This is a genomic window from Nocardioides sp., assembly GCF_030150155.1.
Lineage (GTDB): Bacteria > Actinomycetota > Actinomycetes > Propionibacteriales > Nocardioidaceae > Nocardioides.
The window spans coordinates 25,836-40,072 of the sequence record NZ_JASLGR010000032.1; the positions used below are offsets into that span (position 1 = coordinate 25,836).

The 14,237-nt window shown below is 71.1% G+C and carries 14 protein-coding genes; 11 read left to right on the plus strand and 3 right to left on the minus strand.

Translation table 11 applies throughout. The features are described from left to right. The first annotated feature begins 60 nt into the window (after window positions 1-60). The 7 genes from Q1V88_RS09905 to Q1V88_RS09935 are packed head-to-tail and all read left to right on the plus strand — an operon-like array spanning window position 61 to window position 5,751. Window positions 61-351 (plus strand): putative quinol monooxygenase, encoded by a 291-nt coding sequence (locus tag Q1V88_RS09905; protein ID WP_300680940.1) that lies wholly within the window; start codon window positions 61-63, stop codon window positions 349-351. A 7-nt stretch (window positions 352-358) separates the two neighbouring features. After that, a complete protein-coding gene (locus Q1V88_RS09910; protein WP_300680942.1) occupies window positions 359-1,345 on the plus strand; it encodes a fumarylacetoacetate hydrolase family protein in 987 nt (328 codons plus the stop codon). After that, window positions 1,342-2,739: an aldehyde dehydrogenase family protein gene (locus Q1V88_RS09915; protein ID WP_300680944.1), complete on the plus strand. Its 1,398-nt coding sequence runs from the start codon at window positions 1,342-1,344 to the stop codon at window positions 2,737-2,739. The genes Q1V88_RS09910 and Q1V88_RS09915 overlap by 4 nt, the downstream gene beginning before the upstream one ends. Then, window positions 2,739-3,176 carry a VOC family protein gene (locus Q1V88_RS09920; RefSeq protein WP_300680946.1) on the plus strand — a complete coding sequence of 146 codons (438 nt, stop codon included), beginning with the start codon at window positions 2,739-2,741 and terminating at the stop codon, window positions 3,174-3,176. The genes Q1V88_RS09915 and Q1V88_RS09920 overlap by 1 nt, the downstream gene beginning before the upstream one ends. Further along, a complete protein-coding gene (locus Q1V88_RS09925) occupies window positions 3,173-3,955 on the plus strand; it encodes an SDR family oxidoreductase (RefSeq protein WP_300680948.1) in 783 nt (260 codons plus the stop codon). The genes Q1V88_RS09920 and Q1V88_RS09925 overlap by 4 nt, the downstream gene beginning before the upstream one ends. Window positions 3,956-3,982: 27 nt before the next feature. After that, window positions 3,983-4,930 (plus strand): VOC family protein, encoded by a 948-nt coding sequence (locus Q1V88_RS09930; protein ID WP_300680950.1) that lies wholly within the window; start codon window positions 3,983-3,985, stop codon window positions 4,928-4,930. A gap of 26 nt (window positions 4,931-4,956) precedes the next feature. Beyond that, the gene (locus Q1V88_RS09935; protein WP_300680952.1) at window positions 4,957-5,751 is read left to right on the plus strand and encodes an SDR family oxidoreductase; all 795 of its coding nucleotides are present in this window, start codon (window positions 4,957-4,959) and stop codon (window positions 5,749-5,751) included. On the opposite strand, the gene Q1V88_RS09940 is transcribed toward Q1V88_RS09935, so the two are convergent. Then, on the minus strand, window positions 5,741-6,664 hold the full coding sequence (locus Q1V88_RS09940) for a LysR family transcriptional regulator (protein WP_300680954.1): 924 nt from the start codon (window positions 6,662-6,664) through the stop codon (window positions 5,741-5,743). The genes Q1V88_RS09935 and Q1V88_RS09940 overlap by 11 nt on opposite strands. Window positions 6,665-6,723: 59 nt before the next feature. Between Q1V88_RS09940 and Q1V88_RS09945 the strand changes: the two genes are divergently transcribed. The 3 genes from Q1V88_RS09945 (at window position 6,724) to Q1V88_RS09955 (ending at window position 11,349) form a co-directional block, all read left to right on the plus strand. Then, window positions 6,724-7,671 (plus strand): LysR family transcriptional regulator, encoded by a 948-nt coding sequence (locus Q1V88_RS09945; protein ID WP_300680956.1) that lies wholly within the window; start codon window positions 6,724-6,726, stop codon window positions 7,669-7,671. 154 nt (window positions 7,672-7,825) lie between these two features. Next, complete coding sequence (locus Q1V88_RS09950; RefSeq protein ID WP_300680958.1) at window positions 7,826-10,330, plus strand: Ig-like domain-containing protein; 2,505 nt, start codon at window positions 7,826-7,828, stop codon at window positions 10,328-10,330. Window positions 10,331-10,419: 89 nt separating this feature from the next. After that, window positions 10,420-11,349, plus strand: coding sequence for a fumarylacetoacetate hydrolase family protein (locus tag Q1V88_RS09955; RefSeq protein ID WP_300680960.1), 930 nt, complete (start codon window positions 10,420-10,422; stop codon window positions 11,347-11,349). Between the two features lies 1 nt (window position 11,350). On the opposite strand, the gene Q1V88_RS09960 is transcribed toward Q1V88_RS09955, so the two are convergent. Further along, window positions 11,351-12,391 (minus strand): methyl-accepting chemotaxis protein, encoded by a 1,041-nt coding sequence (locus Q1V88_RS09960; RefSeq protein WP_300680962.1) that lies wholly within the window; start codon window positions 12,389-12,391, stop codon window positions 11,351-11,353. A gap of 201 nt (window positions 12,392-12,592) precedes the next feature. Here Q1V88_RS09960 and Q1V88_RS09965 point away from each other — a divergent pair, with 201 nt between their 5' ends. Further along, complete coding sequence (locus Q1V88_RS09965) at window positions 12,593-13,747, plus strand: alpha/beta hydrolase (protein ID WP_300680964.1); 1,155 nt, start codon at window positions 12,593-12,595, stop codon at window positions 13,745-13,747. Between the two features lie 53 nt (window positions 13,748-13,800). Here Q1V88_RS09965 and arr read toward each other — a convergent pair whose 3' ends face one another. Then, entirely contained in the window at window positions 13,801-14,235 is a 435-nt protein-coding gene (gene arr, locus Q1V88_RS09970; protein WP_300680966.1) for an NAD(+)--rifampin ADP-ribosyltransferase, read from the minus strand. Window positions 14,236-14,237 lie beyond the last annotated feature (2 nt).

Below are 14,237 nucleotides of genomic sequence, written 5' to 3' on the forward strand. Positions count from 1 at the left end.
TCTCGCCCTAGCGTGAAAGTCCACCCCCTCCCCCCTTTCCCCACCCTCAGGAGAACCTTCATGCCGTACGTCGTCACCGCCACCTGGACCGCTCAGCCCGGCCAGGAGGACGTCGTCCTCGACGCCATCACCAAGCTCGGCCCGCTCTCGCGTGCCGAGGAGGGCAACCAGTACTACCAGGCGTTCCAGGACCCGGCCGAGCCCAGCATCTTCCGCCTCTTCGAGGTCTACGACGACGAGGCCGCCGCGCAGGCGCACTGGGCCTCGGAGCACTTCGCGACCTACGGCGCGGGCCAGGCCATCCCCGCGCTCGCCACCCGCGAGCGTGCGTTCTACGAGACGATCGGCTGACCGTCCGATGAGGCTCGCAGCTTTCCGCCGTCCCGACGAGCCCGACGGCACCCGGCACGTCGGGCTGGTGGTCGGTGACCGCTCCCGGTGGTGGCTGCACCCGTTCGCCGAGGGCACCGACATGATCGCCCTGCTGGCCGCCCCGCTCGCCGAGCGCGAGGCGGCGGCCGACCTGGCGGCTCAGTCCGACGGCCTGCAGGCGTCCGACGTCGTGCTGCTCCCACCGGTGTACCCCACCGCGATGCGTGACTTCCTCACCTTCGAGGCCCATGTGGACGGCATGGAGCGCGGTCACGGTGGCCCGGGTGCACCGGCGGAGTGGTACGAGGCCCCGGTCTTTCTCTTCATGGCACCGCACGCCGTCACCGGTCCGTACGACGACATCGCGCTGCCCCCGGACACGCAGCGCTTCGACTTCGAGCTCGAGATCGCCGCGGTGATGTGCCGCGACGTGCGCAACGTGACCCCGGAGCAGGCCCGGGAGGCGATCGGCGGCTACTGCGTCATGAACGACTGGTCGGCGCGCGACGTCCAGGGCCGGGAGATGAAGCTCAAGCTCGGCCCCTCCAAGGGCAAGGACTTCGCCACCACGATCGGTCCGTGGATCGTCACCGCCGACGAGCTGGAGGCGTTCCGCGACCCCGAGGGCGTGCTCGACCTGGAGATGACCGTCAAGGTCAACGGCGTCGAAGTCGGCGCCGACCGCTCCGGTCACATGGGCTGGTCCTTCGAGCAGCTCGTCTCGCACGCCTCGCGGGCGTCGTGGGTCAAGGCCGGCGAGGTCTTCGGCTCGGGCACCTGCGCTTCGGGGTCCCTGGCGGAGTCCTGGGGCCGCACCGGCACGCTGCTGCCACCGCCGCTCCAGGTCGGCGACGTCGTCGAGATGTCCATCGCCCGGATCGGCACCATCACCAACACCGTCACCGCGCCCGGCGAGAGCGTCGCGCCGGTGGCACCAGCGCGTCGTCGTACGCGTGAGGAGGAATCTGCATGACCACCCCCGCCCCGGTGGTGACCCGCAACCCCGCCACCGGCGAGGTGCTGGCGACCTACCCGTCCCACGACGAGGCCGGCATCGAGGCCGCGATCGCGCAGACCCATGCGGCCTTCGCGCTCTGGTCCCGCACGCCCCTGGCCGACCGGCTGGCGCTGCTGCGCACCGTCGGTGGGCTGATCACCGAGCGTCGTACGGAGTTCGCTGCCCTGATCACCGCCGAGATGGGCAAGCCGATCTGCGAGGCGCTCGGCGAGGTCGACAAGTGCGCCTGGAACTGCGAGGTCGTCGCCGACCTCGCCCCGGGCTGGCTGGCCGACCACGAGATCGTCTCAGGCGCCTCGCGCTCGTGGCTGTCGTACGAGCCGCTCGGTGTCGTCTTCGCCGTGATGCCGTGGAACTTCCCGTTCTGGCAGGTGCTCCGGTTCGCCTCGGCCGCCCTGGCCGCCGGTGACACCGCCCTGCTCAAGCACAGTCCCGACGTGACCGGCTCCGCACTGGCGATCGAGCAGCTCTTCGCCGATGCCGCGGCCGCGCACGGCGCCCCCGCCGGGCTGTTCCGCAGCGTCGTGGTCGCCGCCGAGGACGTCGCGGAGGTCTCGCGCCGGATCGTCGAGGACGACCGGATCGCCGCGGTCACGCTCACCGGCTCCGAGCGGGCCGGTGCCGCGCTGGCGTCGACCGCCGCCGCCCAGATCAAGAAGTCGGTGCTCGAGCTCGGCGGCTCCGACCCGTTCGTGGTGCTGGCCGACGCCGACGTCGCCGCGGCCGCGACCACCGCGGTCAAGGCCCGGTTCAACAACACCGGCCAGAGCTGTGTCTGCGCCAAGCGGTTCATCGTGCACGAGTCGATCGCCGACGAGTTCGTCACCCGCTTCCTCGAAGGCGTCGCCCTGCTGCGGCTCGGCGACCCGACCGACCCCGCCACCACGATCGGCCCGATGGCGCGCGACGATCTCCGGGCTCAGATCCTGCGCCAGATCGAGGCCTCGGTCGCCGAGGGCGCCCAGCTCGTCACCGGCGGTGCCGCGATCGACGCCCCCGGCTCCTGGATCGAGCCGACCGTGCTCGACCACGTCACCCCGGGGATGACCGCCTTCGTCGAGGAGACCTTCGGCCCGGTCGCGGCGATCGCCCGCGCCCGCGACGACGCCCACGCCATCGAGCTCGCCAACGACACCACCTTCGGCCTCGGTGCCTCGGTCTGGGGCGCCACCGAGCACGCCCTGGAGGTGGGTCGCCAAATCCGCTCCGGTGCGCTCTTCGTCAACGCGATGGTCGCCTCCGACCCGCGGATCCCGTTCGGCGGGGTCGGCCGGTCCGGCTACGGCCGCGAGCTGTCGGCCGAGGGTGTGCGCGAGTTCACCAACGTCCGCACGATGGTGGTGGCCTGATGGCGACGCTGAGGTTCGACCACGTCGGCCTCACCGTCGCCGACCTGCCGGCCATGATCGAGTGGTACGCCGCCGCGTTCGACCTCCACGTCGAGTTCGAGTTCCGGCTCGACCACGTCGACTTCGCCGGCACCGTGCTGCGCTCGGCCGACGGCTGGGGGATCGAGCTGCTGCACCGCCCCGAGGGGGTGCGCGGTCTCCAGGCCGGCAACCCGGTCGAGGCGGCGCTCACCCACGGCTACGGGCACTTCGCCCTCGACGTGGTCGGCGTCGACGCCACCTACGAGCACCTGATCGGCCTCGGTGCCAGTGACCGGATGAGCCCGCGTCCCTCGCCCGAGCCCGGGGTCCGGATGGCCTACGTGGCCGACCCCGAGGGCAACCTGATCGAGCTGCTCGACCGCACCACCCCCGAACCCGCAGGAGCACACGCATGAGCACCACCACCGGTCGCCTGGCCGGCAAGATCGCCCTGATCACCGGCGTCGGCGGCGGGATGGGCGTGGCCGCGGCCCGCCGCTTCGCCGCCGAGGGCGCCCGCGTCGTCGGCTGCGACTTCAACGCCGAGGGCGCTGCGGCCACCGAAGCGCTGGTCCGCGCCGAGGGCGGCGAGATCACCGTCATGGGCGGGGTCGACCTGGGCGACGCCGAGGCGGCCCGGGCCTGGGTGGACGCTGCGGTGGCGACGTACGGCGGCATCGACGTGCTCTACAACAACGCCTCCACCCAGCGGTTCGCCCCGATCGAGAAGCTCTCGATCGAGGACTGGGACTTCACCATGCGCAACGAGCTCGACCTGGTCTTCTACACGGTCAAGGCCGCGTGGCCGCACCTCAAGGAGCACGGCGGCGGCTCGATCATCAACGTCGGCTCGATCGCCGCGATCCGCGGCGTCGAGTTCATGGCCCAGAACGCACACAGCACCGCCAAGGGCGGGGTCATCTCCCTCACCCTCCAGCTCGTCGTCGAGGGCGGCCCGCACGGCATCCGCGCCAACACGATCAGCCCCGGCATGACCGAGACCCCGAACACCGCACCGCTGCTGGCCGACCCGCCGCAGCGGATGAAGGACGTCGTCCTGGACCGCATCCCGCTGGGGCGCCACGGACAGCCCGACGACATCGTCAACGCCGCGATCTTCCTGGCCAGCGACGAGTCGTCGTGGATCAGCGGCACCAACATCATCATCGACGGCGGCGCGTCGGTCCTCGGCTGAGCACCGCCCCGCGACAGGAGAAACACCATGAGTCACCTCAACGAGCACGGCATCACCCACCTGCGCCACGTCGACCTGGCGGTGCCCGACTACGACACCCAGCGCGAGTTCTACCTCGACCTGTGGGGCCTCGACGAGATCGGCACCGACGGCGACCTGTCCTACCTGGGCACCGCCGGCTCCCCGGAGCAGTACTCGGTCCGGCTGCGCAAGGCCGCCGAGAAGCGCCTCGACCTGATCGCCTTCGGCGCGGCTTCGGCCGAGGCGGTCGACGCCCTCGCCGCCAAGCTCGGCACCGAGGGCGTCCAGCTGATCAGCGAGCCCGGCACGCTGCAGACCGCCGGTGGCGGCTACGGCTTCCGGTTCTTCGACATCGACGGCCGCACCGTCGAGATCAGCTCCGACGTGGAGACCAAGTCCTACCGCGAGATCGAGGAGGGCGAGGCCATCCCGGTCCGGATCTCGCACGCGGTGATCAACTCCGAGGACCCGGGCCGCACCCGCGACTTCTACGCCACGGCGCTCGGCTTCAAGCTCACCGACACCCTGGCCAGCGAGCACATGGGCGAGCTGATGCACTTCATGCGCTGCAATGACTGGCACCACTCCCTGGCGATCGCCCGCGGCCCGCACGCCTCGGTGCACCACGTCTCCTTCGAGATGCGTGGTCTGGACGAGTACATGCGCGGAACCGGTCGGGTGATGCGCGCCGGGATCCGCAAGATCTGGGGCCCGGGCCGGCACAACGCCGGCAACAACACCTTCACCTACTTCCTCGACCCGTCGGGGAACACGATGGAGATGACCACCGAGCTGCAGCGGCTCACCACCGACGAGTGGCACCCGAGCATCTACGACGTCGACGACCCGATGACGCAGGACGTGTGGGGCACCGCCGACCCGATGAGCGAGATCATCGCGCAGGCGTCGTTCAACGACGTCGACCGCGGTCTCTTCGTCGCTCCGCCGGTCTGAGCGCGGGCAGACGAGGGGGTACGCCGATGCGCGTGCAGGACAAGATCGTGGTCGTCACGGGCGCTGCCCGGGGCCAGGGTGCGGCCGAGGCCGTCGCCCTGGCGGCCGAGGGTGCCACCGTGATCGCCACCGACGTGCTCGAGTTCGAGGCGGTGCCCGCGGGGCTGGCCGGACGGATCGTCCAGCGTCACCTCGACGTCACCGACGCCGCGGGCTGGACCGAGCTGGCCGACTGGGTCCAGACCGAGTTCGGCCGGGTCGACGCGCTGGTGAACAACGCCGGCGTCGCGGCCCGGGAGCGGCTGCCGGAGATCTCGCTGGAGGCGTGGAACACGGTCTTCGCGATCAACGTCACCGGTCCGATGCTCGGCATCCAGGCACTGGTGCCGCTGATGCCGGCCGGATCCTCGATCGTGAACATCTGTTCCATCGCCGGCATCTCGGGCCATGCCGCGTCGGCGTACACGTCGAGCAAGTGGGCGCTGCGAGGCCTGACCCGCTCGGCCTCCCTGGAGCTGGGCACCACCCGCGGGATCAGGGTCAACGCCGTGATGCCAGGGCTGGTCGACACCCCGATGATGGCCAACGCCTCACCGGCGTTCAGCGAGGCGGCACTGGCGGAGATCCCGCTCGGCCGCCAGGGTGTGCCCGCCGACATCGCCCCGACCATCGTCTTCCTGGTCTCCGACGACTCGTCGTACTACAACGGCGCCGAGCTGGTGATCGACGGTGGCATGTCGGCCCACGTCACGCACAAGCGGATCGCCGACGCGACCCGCCCGGGCGCTCCGGGCGCCCCGGCCGCTCCGGTCACGCCGTAGCGGCCTCGCCACGCACCTGCACCCCCACCTCCCGCACCACGTCGAGCAGCCAGACCAGTCCGGCCTCGTCGGCGGTGTGGGGGTGCCAGTGGGCCGCCTCGACCAGCGGCGCCATCTGCAGGGGCGTGGTGACCGTACGCAGTCCCAGCTCGGGGCCCATCTGCTGGGCGATCCGGGCCGGGACGAAGGCGAACAGGTCGGTCCCGGACAGCAGGAACGGGATCGCCAGCAGGCCCGGTGCCTGCACCCGGCGCTGCGGCGTCACCCCCGCCATCGCCAGGGCGTCGTCGGCGGGGGTGAGCACGCCACTGCCGAACGACGCCGACAGGTAGGGCAGATCGCCCATCTCCTGCAGGGAGAGCTTCTCGGAGGTGACCGGACCGTGCTCGCTCACGACGCAGACGAACTCGTCGCGGAAGACCGTCATCCGCTGACCGGGGATGCCGCGGCGCGCCCCGCCGATGATCAGGTCGCGGCGCATCAGGTGATGGCCCAGGTCGTCGCTGGGGATGGTGTCGAAGTCGACCTCGACCCCCGGTGCCAGCGCCGTCAGCCGCTGCTCCAGGGCGGCACCGATCACGAACATCGCATAGTCCGACGTCGAGATCCGGAACCGTCGGGTGCTCGTGGCGGGGTCGAAGGCGCGCGAGGCCTCCAGGGTGCGGCGTACCTGCGCGACGGCCTCGTGCACCAGGGGCAGCAGCTCCTCGGCGACCGGCGAGAGCACGAAGCCGCGACCCACCCGGATCAGCAGCTCGTCCCCGGTGACCCGGCGCAACCGGGTCAGGGTGCTGCTCATCGCGGGCTGCGTGGTGCCGATCCGCTCGGCCGCCCGGGTGAGGTTCTGCTCGTCGAGGACCGCCTCCAGGGCCACCAGGAGGTTGAGGTCGATCCGGCGCAGGTCTACAGCCACAGCGCAGACCGTAGGCCGTCGTGGGGCCTGCGCGCTACGGGTTCTGCTGAGGAGTTCCGATGAGTCTGGCGGGCACCGACCTCAACCTGCTGGTGGCCCTCCAGGCCCTGCTGGAGGAGGGCAACGTGACCCGGGCGGGGGAGCGGATCGGGATGAGCCAGCCGGCGATGAGCGCCGCGCTGCGCAAGCTGCGCCGCCGGTTCGGCGACGAGCTGCTGATCAAGGTCGGGCGCGACCTGGAGCTCACCCCGTTGGCCCGCACCCTGCTGCCGCAGGTGCAGCACACCATGCCGATGATCGAGCAGGCCTTCGGCCTCGGGAAGCGTTTCCGGCCGACCCAGAGCCGGCGCCGGTTCGTGATCGGCGCCTCCGACTACGCGATGGTCGTGCTCGGCCCCGAGCTGCGCCGCCGGCTCCGCGACGAGGCCCCCGGGGTGGCGGTCGAGTGGCGTCCGCTGCCGCCCGACCTGATCGCCCGGCCGCAGGGGCTCCAGGACGCCGACGCCTTCATCGCCCCGCGCGGGCTCGGCCTGGAGGCCGAGTCGGTGGACCTCTTCGAGGACCACTTCGTGCTGGTGCTGGACCCCGGCCACCGGGCGCTGCGCCACGGCCGGCTCGAGGTCGACCAGCTCGCCCGGGTGACCTGGGCGCGGGCCGAGCTCGGCGTCGACCACCTCAACCCCGCCGACCGGCAGCTCTCCGAGCTCGGCCTGGAGCACGGTGCCGGGGTGACCACCCGCGGGTGGCTGCCGCTGCCGTTCCTGGTGCGCGGCACCGAGCTGGTCGCGATCATGCCCGGACGGCTGGCCCGCGCCACCGCGGGCCTGGCCGGGCTGGCGACGGTGGCGCCGCCGTTCGGCACCGTCCGGCTCCGCGAGGCGCTGTGGTGGCACGCCCGCCGCGACCACGACCCGGGGCATCGGTGGCTGCGCGCCCTGCTCGTCCAGATCGGGGCCGAGGTCGGCGTACCCATCGAATCGGAGCATGGGAGCCATGCCGATGAGTGACTTCCGTCACAGTTCGCCGGGCGTTTGGCTGTCGTTCGGTAGCAGCGGGTCAGCCCGCACCGATCGATAGGAGCCACACGCAATGCCTCTCTCCCCCCTCAGGTCCCCTCTCGGAGGGACCCGGACCTCGATCCGTTGGTCGACGACCGCCCGCGTGGCCGTCGCCGGCGCACTCGGCGGGCTCGCTCTGGGCGTTCTGCCCGTCGCCGGCGCCACCGCCGCGACGACGAGGGTCAGCTGCACCGGCAGTGGCACCGTCACGGCCGGTGTGCTCACCGTCGCCAGCGGCGAGACCTGCACGGTCTCGGCGCGGACCACCCTCGACAAGCTCGTGGTCGCCTCCGGCGGTGCGATCCAGGCCCCCGCGGGCTACGACGTCACCCTGACCGTCGACGGTGTCGAGCAGGGCCAGTCTTGGTCGAGCATCAACGACATCGCCGGGACGCTTCAGGCGGGCACGTACGTCGGCAGCGGCGACGGCGGGGTCGTGCTGAGCGTCACCACGCAGCACACCAAGGCCAGCTCGAAGATCAACTTCCCGATCCGGCAGGCCCTGTACGTCGACGCGAACGGTGTCGACGACTCGCGCTCGGTCGCCGCCAGCTGGCTGGGCGGCACCCCCGGAGCGACCAAGGCGAACAAGTTCGCCGTCACCTCCACCGGCTCGACGTTCAACGGCGTCTGGGTCGACGGTGCCACCTACGCCCTCAACCAGCCCACCATCAGTCTGACCGGCAACGGCCGCGACGACTTCGTCGGCGACGGTGCCGCCGTGGTCGGTGAGAACAAGGCCAACGTCACCCTCGACGGCGCCAAGATCACCAACAAGGGCGTGGTGCGCACCGGTGTCGTCTCCGACTCCGGCGCCAACGTCGTGGTGAAGAACTCCACGATCGACGTCGCCGGCGGCACGCTGCCCAGCGACTACGTCGCCAACGTCGACTTCGACACCATGATCGCCTCGCCCTGGATGCTCGGTCAGGCCGGAACCAACCGCGCCACCCTGCTGATGGGCGACGACTCCAAGGCGTCCTACGTCAACACCAGCATCACCGCCGCCGACTGGGGCGCGCTGTCGACCGACAAGGGCTCCGGCGTGGAGCTCAACGCGATCAACTCCCACGTCGCCACGACGAAGTCGGGCTACGGCACGTACGCCATCGGCAGCGCCACCGGCGAGTACCTCGGCACCGACTTCGACGTGGTCAGCTACCTGTCCATCTCGGCCAACGGCTCCAACGTGATCCACTTCGGCGACTCCACCGCCACCGACGTCGCCCGGGTCAACACCACCAGCAAGCTCGGCCTCACCGCCGCCGAGCTCTCCGCCCTCAAGGAGCGCAGCCCGAAGCTGACCTCCCAGCGGATCGGCTTCATGACCTGGGCCGGTGACAACACCGTCAACGTCGACGGCGGCACCGTGGTCCACACCGGCAACGCGATCTTCGAGGACAAGTCGGAGACCGGCACCACGACGTACAACGTCACCGGCACCGCCGCCGAGGCCCCGTCCCTGACGACCGACAACGGCGTCGTCGTCCAGGTGATGAACCAGGACGACCCGGGCCCGTTCCCGCCGGCCACCTACAACGACCCGACGTCGGTCACCCAGACCGCCTCGGACGCCTCCCTGGCCAACGCCTCGCTCACCGCCCGGACCAACGCCAACCTGACCGGAACCTCGGTCAAGGGTGACTTCTTCAACGGTGTCACCACCGCGAAGAACCTGGTCGTCACCCTGAACGACAGCACCGTCAAGGGCCGGATCAGCTCCACCAAGGCCGTCCACGCCGGCACCGTCAACGAGGCCAACTACGACCGCATCGGGATGGTCACCAACACCGTCCAGGCGCCGGTCAACGCCGGTGTGATCGCGTCCCTGACCAAGGGCTCGACCTGGACCGTCACCGGGACGTCGTACCTGACCAGCCTGTCGGTCGACGCCACCTCGACCCTGCGCGGCGTCGGCGGCAAGGCCGTCACCATCACTCAGGGCTCGATGACCTACACGCCGGCCCAGCTGGCCGGCCAGACCATCACCGGCACCGCCTCGGCCCCGATCGTGGTCAGCGTCGCCGACGGTGCGATCGCCTCGAAGGCCACCGTCTCGGTCGCCAACACCACCGCCGGCACCGCCGGCGTGGCGAAGGTCAAGGTCGTCGACGCCGACGGCGAGGCCGCTGTCGGCTCGGTCGCGGTCACGGTCGACGGTGCCTCCGCCGGCACCGCCACCCTGAACGCCTCAGGTGCGGCCACGGTCGCGCTGCCCGCCTCGATCGCCGCGGGTCGTCACACCGTGAAGGTCACCTACGCCGGCAGCAGCGCTGTCGCCGGCACCTCGGCCAGCACCACCTACACGGTCGCCAAGGCCGCCTCCGCCACCGCCCTCAAGGCTGCCGCGAAGGTCCGCAAGGGCACCCGGGCCAAGGTCACCGTGACCGTCTCGGCCAAGGTCAAGGCCACCGGCACGGTCCAGATCCTCAAGGGATCCAAGGTCATCGCCACCGGCACCCTGATCACCAGCTCGGCCGGCAAGGTCACCGTGACCCTGCCGCGGTTCACCAAGGCCGGCGCGGTCAAGCTCCGTGCCGTCTACACCGGCAACGGCTCCGTCGCCGGTTCGTCCAGCTCGACCGTCACGATCAAGGTCGTGAAGTGAGCCCCACCCCATGACCGTCCCCACGGTCTCCTGCCCGACCCCGGTCCGTCCCTGTGACGGGCCGGGGTCCGGCGCGTGAAAGGAACACCATGCGTCTCGCCACCCTCACCCACGCCGGCCGCACCGTCGCGGCGGTCCTTGACCCCGCCTCCGGCCTGGCCCACGAGATCCCTGACGTCGACCTCGACACCCTGATCCGCTCCGGGCTGCCTGCGGCCCTGGAGCGCGGGGCGGCGGCCCTGGCCGGTGGGACCGGGCAGACCGGGCGGGGCGTGCCGGTGGCCGACGTACGGCTGGAGCTGCCGTACCGTCCCGCCGCGATCCGTGACTTCGTCACCTTCGAGTCGCACGTGGAGGGCGTCCGGCGCTCGATCGAGGGGTCACCGGGAGTGCCCGAGGCCTGGTACGACGCTCCGACGTTCTACTTCACCAACCCGCACGCGCTCTACGGACCCGGGGTTGAGGTGCCGCGGCCGGCGTCCTCGCAGCGGCTCGACTTCGAGCTCGAGGTCGGTGTCGTGCTCGGTGCGGGCGGCTCCTCGCTCTCGGTGGCCGAGGCCGAGGCGGCGATCTTCGGCTACACGATCGTCAACGACTGGTCGGCCCGCGACCTCCAGTCCCGCGAGATGCAGGTCGGGCTGGGCCCGGCCAAGGGCAAGGACTTCGCCACCTCGATCGGGCCCTGGATCGTCACCGCCGACGAGGTCGCCGGGTACGTCGACGCCGACGGGTTCCTCTCGCTGGAGTGCTCGGTCTCCGTCAACGGCCACCGTGTCGGCGGCGACCTGCTCTCGAACATGGGCTGGACCTTCCCGCAGATGATCGCCTACGCCTCCCGCGACTCGCTGGTGGTGCCCGGCGACCTGCTCGCCTCGGGCACCACCGGGGGCGGCGGCTGCCTCGCCGAGCTCTGGGGCCGGGCGGGGGAGATGGTGCCGCCACCGCTGGAGCCCGGCGACGAGGTGACGATGGTGGTCGAGGGTCTGGGAACGCTCGCCGGGACGGTCCGGCGCGGCTAGGTCACCGTTCGTCGAAGGCAGGGGGAGTCTGGGTGATCACGCCGTACCACCCCAGTCCCTCGTAGGTCTCGTAGCCCGGGGTCAGGGAGAAGCCGACCATCGTGCCGTCCTCGAGCCGGTAGACGCCCGCCCTGTCCCCGGCACCGCGTGCCAGGTCGATCCGCTCCGTGAGCTGGCCGCGGTCGTCGGAGGCGGCCAGGACGGTGCCCCGCCGGTCCACCAGGAGGACCCGGGTGCGAGAGCGCTCCTCGGGGTCGAGGTGGGCGCCGGTGACGATGGCGTGCGCCTGGGGCGCGAAGTCGAAGAAGATCCCGAGCGCGCCGATCACCTCGCCGTTCGCGTCGGCACCGGCGCGGACGGCGGTCGAGTACGTCGCCACGGTGGCATCGCCCAGCGCCGGGACGCGGGCGACGTCCACGACGGCGAACTCCCCGCCGTTCCGGGTCTGGAGCGCCTGGGTGAACCACTCCTCGCCGGAGACGTCGCGACCGATCACGCCGCCGTAGCGGTCGGGGCGGCCGTGGGCGACCACCCGCCCGTCGGCGTCGGCGATCCACAGGTCCAGATAGACCGTGTACGACGACAGGATCACGCCCAGCCGGTCGCAGGCGTGTGCCACCCGCTCAGGGGAGGGATCGGCACAGGCCTCGACCACCGCCGCGTCGGTGGCCCACCAGCGGACGTCGCAGGAGCGCTCGTAGAGGTTGCGGTCGATCAGCTCGATCACGTGCAGGGCCAGGTCGGAGAGCCGGGTGCCGCGCACCTGCATCACCAGCAGGTCGCCGAGCTTCTTGAGTTCGTCGACGAGAGGCGCCATTTCGGTGTCGAGCTGCGCGGAGAGGGCGGCGACCTCGTCGGCGACGGCCCTGATCTCCTTGGCCACGACACCGAAGCCGGCCCCGCTGGGGCCGGCGTGGGCCGCCTCGATGGAGGCGTTGATGGCGAGCATCCGGGTGGCGGTGGCGACCCCGGCCACGCTGCCCAGCTTCTCCCGGGTCAGGCCCGAGATGTCGCTCGCGATCCGTACAACTCTTTCTGGCACAGTCTGCAAGATAGGACGAAGTCGGGGCTCGGGCCCTGACCAGCGGTGAGAATTAACGGCGCCGAAACCGCATCCCGGACCGTCCCGGGACGTGCGTCCCGCTCGACGCCGGGACCGGCCCGCTCGGGTGCCCGAGGCGGATACCACCCATCATCACGTGCCCCGTTCCCCGACCACGTGACCCACGGCACAGTGGCGGACATGTTCGAGTACTTCTCCGGTCCCAAGTACGTCTGGAACCTGGGCGTCAACGCGACGCTCAACAACGGTGGTCTGATCGACGAGGTCGATCGGGCTTGCCGGCCGGCCCAGGAGGCCGCCGACGTCGACTCGGGTTCCAAGCTCTTCATGGCCTCGTGGAAGGCCGTCGCCGACCAGCTCGCCGACCAGGCGCGTGCCTCCGAGGCCGCCGGCCACCTGCGCACCGCCGGTGCGGAGTGGTACCGCTCGGCGCTCTACGTCTGCCAGGCCGAGCGGATGCTGTCCAACTCCGACCCGGCCCGACGCGAGTTCTACCAGCAGGCGCTCGACGCCTTCGAGAAGGTCTTCGAGATCGCCGACCCGGCCACCAGCCGGGTCGCGATCCCCTACAAGGACACGACGCTGCCGGCGTACTTCTCCAACGCCTCGACCGACGGCGAGCCGGTGCCGTGCGTGATCATGTGGAACGGCCTGGACTCCACCAAGGAGCACATGTACACCTCGGGGTGGGCCCAGGAGATGCGCCAGCGCGGTGTCTCGGTGCTGATGATCGACAACCCCGGCTCCGGTGAGGCCCTGCGGTTCGGTGGCCTGACCTCCCAGATCGAGTCCGAGGAGTGGGCGAGCGCCCAGATCGACTGGCTCGAGACCCGCTCCGACGTCGACCACGCCAAGATCGGCCTGGCCGGATGGTCACTGGGCGGCTACTACGTGCCGCGCGCGGCGGCGTTCGAGAAGCGGATCGCCTTCATCGCGGTCTGGGGCGCGAACCACAACTGGGGCGAGGTGCAGAAGAAGCGGCAGCAGCGCGAGGGCGAGAACCCGGTGCCGCACTACTGGGAGCACGTCCTGTGGGTGTGGGGCTTCGACGACGTCGACTCCTTCATCGAGTACGCCGAGGGGGTCAACCTCAACGGCGTGGTCGAGAAGATCACGGTGCCGTTCCTGATCGCCCACGGCGCCAACGACCGGCAGATCTCCGTGGACTACGCCCACCAGTCCTACGACCAGGCGGTCAACAGCCCGAAGCGTGAGCTGCGGATCTTCACCGTGGAGGAGGGCGCGGCCGAGCACGTCGGCCTCGACCACATGCCGCACATCAACGCGTTCATCGCGGACTGGGTGAGCGACACCCTGGCCGAGCTCGACGCCTGAGCCGCCCTGGGCTCGGGCCGCGCACGAACGGCACCGAGCCCAGCGGCCGTCGCTCAGTCCTCGATGACCGCCTGGCCCCGCTCCCGCAGCCCGGCCAGCCCGCCGCGCATCGCGGCGATCTTCTCCGGGGCATGGCCGGTCCACCCGGTCAGCTCGCCGAGGACCCGCAGCGGCTGCCGGCTCCGATAGGACAGCGTCGGGTTGCCCTGAAACTTCTTGTCGGTGACGTTCGGGTCGTCCTCGTACTCCCCGGTCGGCTCCACCCGGTAGATCCGTCCGGGTCCCTCGCCGACGGCCAGCTCGGCGCCCCACGTCGCCGCGTCCAGGGTGGCGGTGAAGTAGATGTAGTTCATCCTCCGGCCCGCCTCGAAGTTCGACTCCCGGCCCGCGACCAGCTCGTCCCCCGGGGCCAGATCGGCCTTGGTGCCGTGCAGGAACACGCCGTCGGCGTACGGCTCGAACGGCACCGGCTCCGGCGAGGTCGCCATGA

What these genes read in the sequence shown, in the direction of transcription:
- Q1V88_RS09905 (WP_300680940.1), top strand. Translation starts at nt 61, where the DNA reads ATGCCGTACGTCGTCACCGCCACCTGGACCGCTCAGCCCGGCCAGGAG.
- Q1V88_RS09910 (WP_300680942.1), top strand. Translation starts at nt 359, where the DNA reads ATGAGGCTCGCAGCTTTCCGCCGTCCCGACGAGCCCGACGGCACCCGG.
- Q1V88_RS09915 (WP_300680944.1), top strand. Translation starts at nt 1,342, where the DNA reads ATGACCACCCCCGCCCCGGTGGTGACCCGCAACCCCGCCACCGGCGAG.
- Q1V88_RS09920 (WP_300680946.1), top strand. Translation starts at nt 2,739, where the DNA reads ATGGCGACGCTGAGGTTCGACCACGTCGGCCTCACCGTCGCCGACCTG.
- Q1V88_RS09925 (WP_300680948.1), top strand. Translation starts at nt 3,173, where the DNA reads ATGAGCACCACCACCGGTCGCCTGGCCGGCAAGATCGCCCTGATCACC.
- Q1V88_RS09930 (WP_300680950.1), top strand. Translation starts at nt 3,983, where the DNA reads ATGAGTCACCTCAACGAGCACGGCATCACCCACCTGCGCCACGTCGAC.
- Q1V88_RS09935 (WP_300680952.1), top strand. Translation starts at nt 4,957, where the DNA reads ATGCGCGTGCAGGACAAGATCGTGGTCGTCACGGGCGCTGCCCGGGGC.
- Q1V88_RS09945 (WP_300680956.1), top strand. Translation starts at nt 6,724, where the DNA reads ATGAGTCTGGCGGGCACCGACCTCAACCTGCTGGTGGCCCTCCAGGCC.
- Q1V88_RS09955 (WP_300680960.1), top strand. Translation starts at nt 10,420, where the DNA reads ATGCGTCTCGCCACCCTCACCCACGCCGGCCGCACCGTCGCGGCGGTC.
- Q1V88_RS09965 (WP_300680964.1), top strand. Translation starts at nt 12,593, where the DNA reads ATGTTCGAGTACTTCTCCGGTCCCAAGTACGTCTGGAACCTGGGCGTC.
- arr (WP_300680966.1), bottom strand. Translation starts at nt 14,235, where the DNA reads ATGGCGACCTCGCCGGAGCCGGTGCCGTTCGAGCCGTACGCCGACGGC.